This window comes from Micromonospora sp. PRAS1 (assembly GCF_059553435.1).
Window position 1 is genome coordinate 199,046 of the sequence record NZ_JCANNB010000011.1, and the last position, 7,280, is coordinate 206,325.

A 7,280-nucleotide genomic window follows, 5' to 3' on the forward strand; every position below is an offset into this window, starting at 1 on the left:
ACTACCGTCGGTGGGAATTCAGTCGGGAGTGACCATTGATGGAATACGCCGCCCTCGCCGCGCGATTCGGCACGCCCCTGTACGTCTACGACCTGGATCGGGTCGACGCCGCCCGGCGTGACCTGATCGAGGCCCTGCCGCCCGGCACCGAGCTCTACTACGCGGTCAAGGCGAACCCGCATCCCGAGCTGGTACGCGCCCTGCGCACCGGCCCGGGCCAGCCGTGCCGGGTGGAGATCAGCTCCACCGGGGAGCTGGACGTGATCCGGCAGGCCGGCTACGCCGGCGCCGATGTCCTCTACACCGGGCCGGGCAAGACGGACGCGGAACTCACCGCCGCGCTCGCCGCCGGGGTGCGGACCTTCTCCGTCGAGTCCCCCGGCGACCTGACCGCGGTGGGCGCCCGGGCCGCCGCCCTGGGGGTCACCGCGCGCTGCCTGCTGCGGGTCAACAGCGCGTCGGCGAGCGCGAGCACCAGCATCCGGATGACCGGCACCCCGTCGCAGTTCGGCTTCGACAGCGAGACGCTGCCCGACGTGCTGCCGCAGCTGCGCGATGTGCCCGGTGCCGAGCTGACGGGCCTGCATTTCTATCCGCTCAGCAACGCCCGGGACGAGGACTCGCTGATCGCCGAGTTCCGGCACACCATCGGCCTGGCCGCCGACCTCTCCGCACGGCTGGACCTGCCGCTGCGGCTGCTGGACATCGGGGGTGGCTTCGCCGCACCGTACGCCGTGCCCGGCAGCCGGCCACGCTACGAGAAGCTGCGCACCGAACTCGAACACACCCTCGACCGGGACCTGCCCGGCTGGCGCGACGGCGCGCCGCGGATCGCCTTCGAGTCCGGGCGACACCTGGTCGGTGACGCGGGCACGCTGCTCACCAGGGTGGTCAACGTCAAGGTCAGCCGCGGTCGCAAGTACGTGATCGCCGACGCCGGGATCAACACCCTGGGCGGGATGTCCGGCCTCGGGCGCCTGCTGCCGGTGGCGGTCGAGGCGGAGGCGGACGGCGAGCGGGAACGGGCCAGCCTGGTGGGTCCGCTCTGCACCCCCGGTGACATCCTCGGCCGCGACATCGCGTTGCCGGCGCTCGACCGGGACGACCTGGTGACCATCCCGAACGTCGGCGCGTACGGCCCCACCGCGAGCCTGCTCATGTTCCTCGGCCGGCCGGCGCCCACCGAGGTCGTGGTCCGGGGCGACGAGGTGCTGTCCGTCTCCCGTCTGGTGCACACCCGTGACTACGCCGATCCGGCGTGATCCGCTCCCCGAGGCGTCCGGCGGGAACCTGGTGCTGCTCAGCGGGGTGGCCTCGGACGCGCACACCTGGAATCTCGTCTTCCTCCAACTGCTGCTGGAGGAGCTGGGACACCGGGTGGTCAATCTCGGCCCCTGCGTTCCGGAGTCGCTGCTGGTCGAGGAGTGCGCCCGTCGACGCCCGGACCTGGTGGTGCTGAGCAGCGTCAACGGTCACGGGTTCCAGGACGGCCTACGGGCGATCGCGGCGCTGCGCGCCCGGCCGGAGCTGGCCGGCACCCCGACGGTGATCGGCGGGAAGCTGAGCACCACCGGCGTCGCCGACGGCACCCTCTCGCGGCGGCTGATGGTCGCCGGGTTCGACGCCGTGTTCGAGGACGGCCACACCGAGTTCGGCGACTTCCGTGGTTACCTCGCCACGGTCCGCCCGCGCGTGCTGCCGTGACCCGCCGCCAGGGTTTCGCCGCGTTCGTCCGGCGGCACGCCGCGAAGCGGCAGCTTGTGGTGCAGCCCCGGATGGGGTTCCCCGATCCACGGATGATGCGGGCCGGGCTGCTGGCCACCAAGGCGGTGCCGGCGGCCACGATCGGCACTATCACCGTGGACAGTCACACCCGGGTCGGCGAGACCGCCCGCGCCGACGAGGCGCTGCGTGCGGGCATCGACCTGAACGGCTACCCGATCGTGTCGCACGGCGTCGACGGCAACCGCGCCCTGCTGGCCGGTGTGTTGGACGACGACTTCCCGGTGCAGGTGCGGCACGGCTCCGCCGTACCGCAGCAGATCTTCGCCGCGACCGCCGCCGCCGGGATCGAGGCAAGCGAGGGTGGCCCGGTCTCCTACTGCCTGCCGTACGGGCGTACGCCGCTGGCCGACTCGGTGCGCAACTGGTCGCGTTCCTGCCAGGCGTTCGTGGCCGCGCCACCGGCCGGGCCACCGCTGCACCTGGAGACGTTCGGCGGCTGCATGCTGGGCCAGCTCTGCCCGCCCAGTCTGCTCGTCGCGCTCAGCGTGCTGGAGGCGATGTTCTTCGTCCAGCACGGCATCCCGTCGGTGTCCGTGAGCTACGCCCAGCAGACCAACCGGGAGCAGGACGAACAGGCCGTGCGGGCGTTGCGGGCGCTGGCCGGGGAGTTCCTCGCCCAGGTGGACTGGCACGTGGTGATCTACGCCTACATGGGCGTCTATCCGCGTACGCCGCACGGCGGCGAGAGCCTGCTGGCGGAGGCGGCCCGCCTGGCGGTCTGCACCGGTGCCGAACGCCTGATCGTGAAGACCACGGCCGAGGCGCACCGGATTCCCACCATCGGGGAGAACGTGGCCGCGCTGAACCTCGCCGCCGAGGTCGCGGCGCGGACACCGGACGCCGCTGCTCCGGCCGACGACTCACAGACGTACGCCGAAGCCCGTGCCCTGATCGAGGCGGTGCTGAACCTGCACGCGGACCTGGGGCAGGCGTTGCTTACCGCGTTCCGCCTCGGTTACCTGGACGTGCCGTACTGCCTGCACCCGGACAACCCGGGCCGCACCCGCAGCTACCTGGACACCGACGGCGCCCTGCGCTGGGCCGACATCGGTGCGCTGCCGTTGACCACACTGGTGGCCCCGGGACGCACCCGCGACGTCACCTCGGCGGAGCTGCTGACCTCGCTGTCGTACCTGCAACGGCACTTCGACGCGCTGCCGGCGCCCACCGCTCAGGACGCGATCCGCGGCCCGGCCGACAGCTGACCACCCGGTGCCGGCCACGCCGGCCCCCTACGGTCCCGGCTGAGCAGACCTCCGCGCTGAGCAGACCTTCGCGCTGAGCAGACCTCCGCGCTGAGCAGACCTTCGCGCGCCGGGTGGCGGCCGGTGGCGGGTCGCCACCGGCCGCAGCCGGGTCAGGCCAGGGTCCGCAGCCACTCCTCCACCGTGGTCGCCGTCGCCTCGGCGTACGTTTCGAGCATTGTGAAGTGGTCGCCGGGAACCTCCCGCAGGGTGTGCGGGAAGCGCCACTCGGCGCGGGTGTTCTCCGCGTCCTCCGCCTCCGTGCCGTCCGGCCGCACGAACAGGGTCGGCGCGGCGAGCGGTTCGAGTGGGCGTTCCCCGTGCAGGCGGACGTACCAGCCCATCGCGGAGAGCCGGGCGTCGTCGAACGGGCCGAAGGCGGACTCCCGCTCGAACAGGCCGCGCAGCATCCGGTCCCAGAAGCCGGTGTCCAGGCCCTCGCCGCGCAGGTCGTCGTCGGGGTAGGTGTCGAGCAGGACCAGGCCGGCGGGACGGGCACCCAACTGCTCCAGCCGGGTCGCGGTGGCGTGCGCGAAGGTGCCGCCGGCACAGTGGCCCAGCAGCACGACCGGCCGGCCGGTAGTCACCTCGTCCACCGCCCGGGCGTAGAGGTCGACCAGGGCGTCCAGCGAGGCGGGCAGCGGTTCGTCGCGGCCGAGACCGGGCACCCGGACCGAGTAGACGTCCCGGGCGCCGCGCAGGGTGGCGGCGATCCGGGCGTACTGCTGGACGCCGCTCATCGTCATCGGCGAAGGGAAGCAGACCACCACCGGCGACCGGTCGCCGCTGACCAGCCGTACCGGCTCGGGCGCCGACGCGGCGCCGGCGTCGGCGAACTGCGGTCGCAGGTCGGCGAAGGCCTGGAGCAGCGCGACGCCCTTGTGGTACTCCCCCGCCAGCACCGCCCGACGGTAGAGCCCGCCGATGGAGTCCGCCACCGGCTCGGCCGGCTCGTCGGCGCCGCTGGTCGCGCCGGTTGGCGTCCGGACCGCCAGTTCGGCCAGCAGGTGCCGGGCCAGCGCCACCGGACTGCGGTGGTCGAAGGCGACGGTGGCCGGCAGCCGCAGCCCGGTGGCCCGGTTGAGCGCGTTACGCAGCTCCATGGCGGTAAGCGAGTCCAGCCCCGATTCGAGGAAGTCGCGGTGCGGGTCGACCGCGTCCGCGCTGCCGTGGCCGAGCACCGTGGCGGCGTACCCCCGGATCAGGTCGACGACCAGCGGCTCGCGCTCGTTGTCCGGCACCGCCGCCAGCCGCTGCGGTAGCGACTGCGAATCGGCCTCGACCGGGGCGGCGGCCCGGCGGCGGGCCGTGGTGAGCAGGTCGCGCAGCAGCGGCGGCACCGGGCCGTCGACCGGGCGCAGGTCGAGGCGGACCGGGGCCAGCACCGGCTCGTCGACGGTGACCGCGAGGTCGAAGAGGGCCAGCGCCTCGTCGCTGGTCAACGCGTCGACGCCGCGCGGTCCGGCGGGCACGCCGCCAGCCGGCGCGAGGTGTCCGGTCATCCCGCTGGCTTCCGCCCACAGGCCCCAGGCCAGCGACTGTCCGGGTAGGCCCAGGGATCGGCGGTGGGCGGCGAGGGAGTCCAGGAACGCGTTGGCCGCCGCGTAGTTGGCCTGGCCCGGCGTGCCGAACACGCCCGCGGCGGAGGAGAAGAGCACGAACGCGGCGAGGTCGCGGTCGGCGGTCAGCTCGTGCAGGTTCCAGGCGGCGTCCACCTTGGGCCGCAGCACCGCGTCGACCCGCTGCGGCGTCATGCTCTCCAGGAGCCCGTCGTCGAGGACGCCCGCGCAGTGCACGACGCCGGTAAGCGCCGGGATCTGCGCGAGCAGTTCGGCCAGGGCGTCGCGGTCGGCGGCGTCGCAGGCCACCACGGTCACCTTGGCACCGAGGGCGACCAGGTCGGCGGTGAGCGCGTCGACGCCGGGCGCGCCCGGCCCGGACCGGCTGATGAGCACCAGGTCCCGGACGCCGTGCGCGGTGACCAGCCGGCGGGCGATCAGCCCACCGAGTACCCCGGTGCCGCCGGTGACCAGTACGGTGCCGTCCGGGTCCAGCGCGCGGGGTGCGGTGAGCACCACCTTGCCGACGTGCCGGGCCTGGGAGAGGTGCCGGAACGCCTCCCGCGCCCGGCGCACGTCCCAGGTGGTCACCGGCAGCGGCCGCAGCACACCGGCGGTGAAGAGGGCGCCGACCTCCTGGAGGATCTCGCCGACCCGGTCCGGGCCCGGGTCCATCAGGTCGTACGCCTGGTAGTCGACGCCGGGATGGGCCGTGGCCACCTCGGCGGGGTCGCGCTTGTCGAGCTTGCCCATCTCGAGGAACCGGCCGCCGCGCGGCAGCAGCTCCAGGGAGGCGTCGGCGAACGCACCGGTCAGCGAGTTCAGCACCAGGTCGACGCCCGCGCCGCCGGTGACCTCCAGGAACGCGTCGCGGAAGGTGAGGTCCCGGGAGGAGGCGATGTGGTCGTCGGGCAGGCCGAGGCCGCGCAGCACGTCCCACTTGCCGGCGCTGGCGGTGCCGAAGACCTCGGCGCCGAGGTGCTGGGCCAGTTGCACGGCGGCCATGCCGACCCCGCCGGCCGCGGCGTGCACCAGGACCCGGTCGCCCGGCCGGATGTCCGCCAGGTCGACCAGGCCGAGGTAGGCGGTCAGGAACACCACAGGTATCGACGCGGCCACCTCGAACGACCAGTCGTCGGGCATCGGGGCGAGCAGCCGGCGGTCGGTCCGGCCGACCGGTGCGAATCCGCCGGCGAAGAGGCCGTACACGCGGTCGCCGGGGGCCAGGTCGGTGACGGCGGAGCCGACCTCGGTCACCACGCCAGCGCCTTCGCTTCCGATCAGCCGTTCGCCCTTGGGCACCATGCCGAGGGCGACCACGACGTCGCGGAAGTTCATGCCGGCCGCGTGCATCGCCACCCGGACCTGGGTGGGTTCCAGTGGGGCGAGGGCGTCCGGGAAGGGCACCAGCGCCAGCTCGCCCAGGACGCCGCCGGCCCCGGCCTCCAGCCGCCAGGCGGAAGCCGGAGGCGGGATCAGCGACCCGCTCGCCCCGGCGCGACCCAGCCGGTACGCCAGCACGGCACCGCCCCGGACGGCGAGCTGATCCTCGCCCCCGGTGAGCGCCGCCACCAGCGCTGCGGCGGGCACTGTGGAGTCGTCCAGGTCCAGCAGGGCGAACCGGTCGGGGTTCTCCGACCGGGCGGTGCGCACCAGGCCCCAGACCGCGGCGCCAGCCAGGTCGGACACCCCCTCCCCCTGCTGTACGGCGACGGCGCGGTGGGTAACCACGGTCAGCCGGGTGTCGTCGAGCCGCCGGTCGGTGAGCCACCGCTGGAGGGTGTCGAGCGCGGCGTGGGTGGCCGTCCGGGTGGCCGCCGGCACCGGTCCCTCGGCGGCCGGCAGCGCGAGCAGGATCATCTCGGGTGCCGGTCCGTCGGCCGGCAGCACGGCGGCGGTGTCCGGTCCGCTGGTCACCGCGATACCGAGGTCGATGAGGGCGGCGCGCAGCTCGGTCAGGCCGTCGCCGATCACGGCCCAGCGGCCGGTGGCGGTGGTGGCCGGCGCGGTCACCTCGCTCCACCTCGGGTGCAGCAGCCACTGTGCGGGGTCGGCGACGCGCGGCTCGCTGATCCGCTCGGGCGCGGCGGGCCGGGAGACCAGCGAGGTCACCTCGGCGACCGTGGCGCCGGTGACGTCCATGAGCCGGATCGTCAGGCCCTCGCCGCCCGGGGTCAGGTGGGCCCGCAGCGCCGGGGCGCCGGCCGCGTGCAGGGTGACACCGGTGAAGCTGAAGGGCAGCCGCAGCTCGCCGGTGCCGCCGCCGATCAGGGTGGTGTGCAGGGCGGCGTCGAAGAGGGCGGGATGCAGCCCGTACCTGCCGGCGGCCGAGTGGTGCTGTTCGGGCAGGGCGATCTCGGCGAACAGCTCGTCGCCGCGCCGCCAGGCCCGACGCAGGCCGCGGAAGACCGGTCCGTAGTGGAGGCCACCGGCGGCCAGGGCGTCGTAGGCCCCGGTCAGGTCGATCGGTTCTGCCTCCGGCGGCGGCCACGCCTGGGTCCATTCCGGCGTCGGCGGCGTGACCGGGCCGAGCCGGCCCTCGGCGTGCCGGGTCCACGGCTCGTCGGAGCCGGCGTCGTCGGGCTGCGACCAGAGCGTCAGCTCCCGGCCGCCGGTCTCGTCGGGTGGCTCCACGATGACCTGGACCCGGACGCCGCCGTGCTCGGGCAGGACGAGCGGGGCGTGCAGGATG

Annotated in this window: 4 protein-coding genes; 3 read left to right on the top strand and 1 reads right to left on the bottom strand. The window is 74.3% G+C overall.

What is annotated here, in order from left to right; all coding sequences use genetic code 11:
• Positions 1–38: 38 nt before the first annotated feature.
• The 3 genes from AC507J_RS13455 to AC507J_RS13465 are packed head-to-tail and all read left to right on the top strand — an operon-like array spanning position 39 to position 2,990.
• The gene (locus AC507J_RS13455; RefSeq protein ID WP_496289472.1) at positions 39–1,262 is read left to right on the top strand and encodes an alanine racemase; all 1,224 of its coding nucleotides are present in this window, start codon (positions 39–41) and stop codon (positions 1,260–1,262) included.
• Positions 1,240–1,704 (top strand): cobalamin B12-binding domain-containing protein, encoded by a 465-nt coding sequence (locus tag AC507J_RS13460; RefSeq protein WP_496289473.1) that lies wholly within the window; start codon positions 1,240–1,242, stop codon positions 1,702–1,704. Before AC507J_RS13455 ends, AC507J_RS13460 begins: the two co-directional genes overlap by 23 nt.
• Positions 1,701–2,990 carry a methylaspartate mutase gene (locus AC507J_RS13465; protein ID WP_496289474.1) on the top strand — a complete coding sequence of 430 codons (1,290 nt, stop codon included), beginning with the start codon at positions 1,701–1,703 and terminating at the stop codon, positions 2,988–2,990. Before AC507J_RS13460 ends, AC507J_RS13465 begins: the two co-directional genes overlap by 4 nt.
• 152 nt (positions 2,991–3,142) lie before the next feature.
• Here AC507J_RS13465 and AC507J_RS13470 read toward each other — a convergent pair.
• Positions 3,143–7,280, bottom strand: a 4,138-nt coding sequence (locus AC507J_RS13470; protein WP_496289475.1) for an SDR family NAD(P)-dependent oxidoreductase, incomplete at its 5' end; no start/stop codon positions are given.

Bases quoted from the DNA above. Each gene is read 5' to 3' on its own strand.
- AC507J_RS13455 (WP_496289472.1), top strand. From the start codon at position 39: ATGGAATACGCCGCCCTCGCCGCGCGATTCGGCACGCCCCTGTACGTC.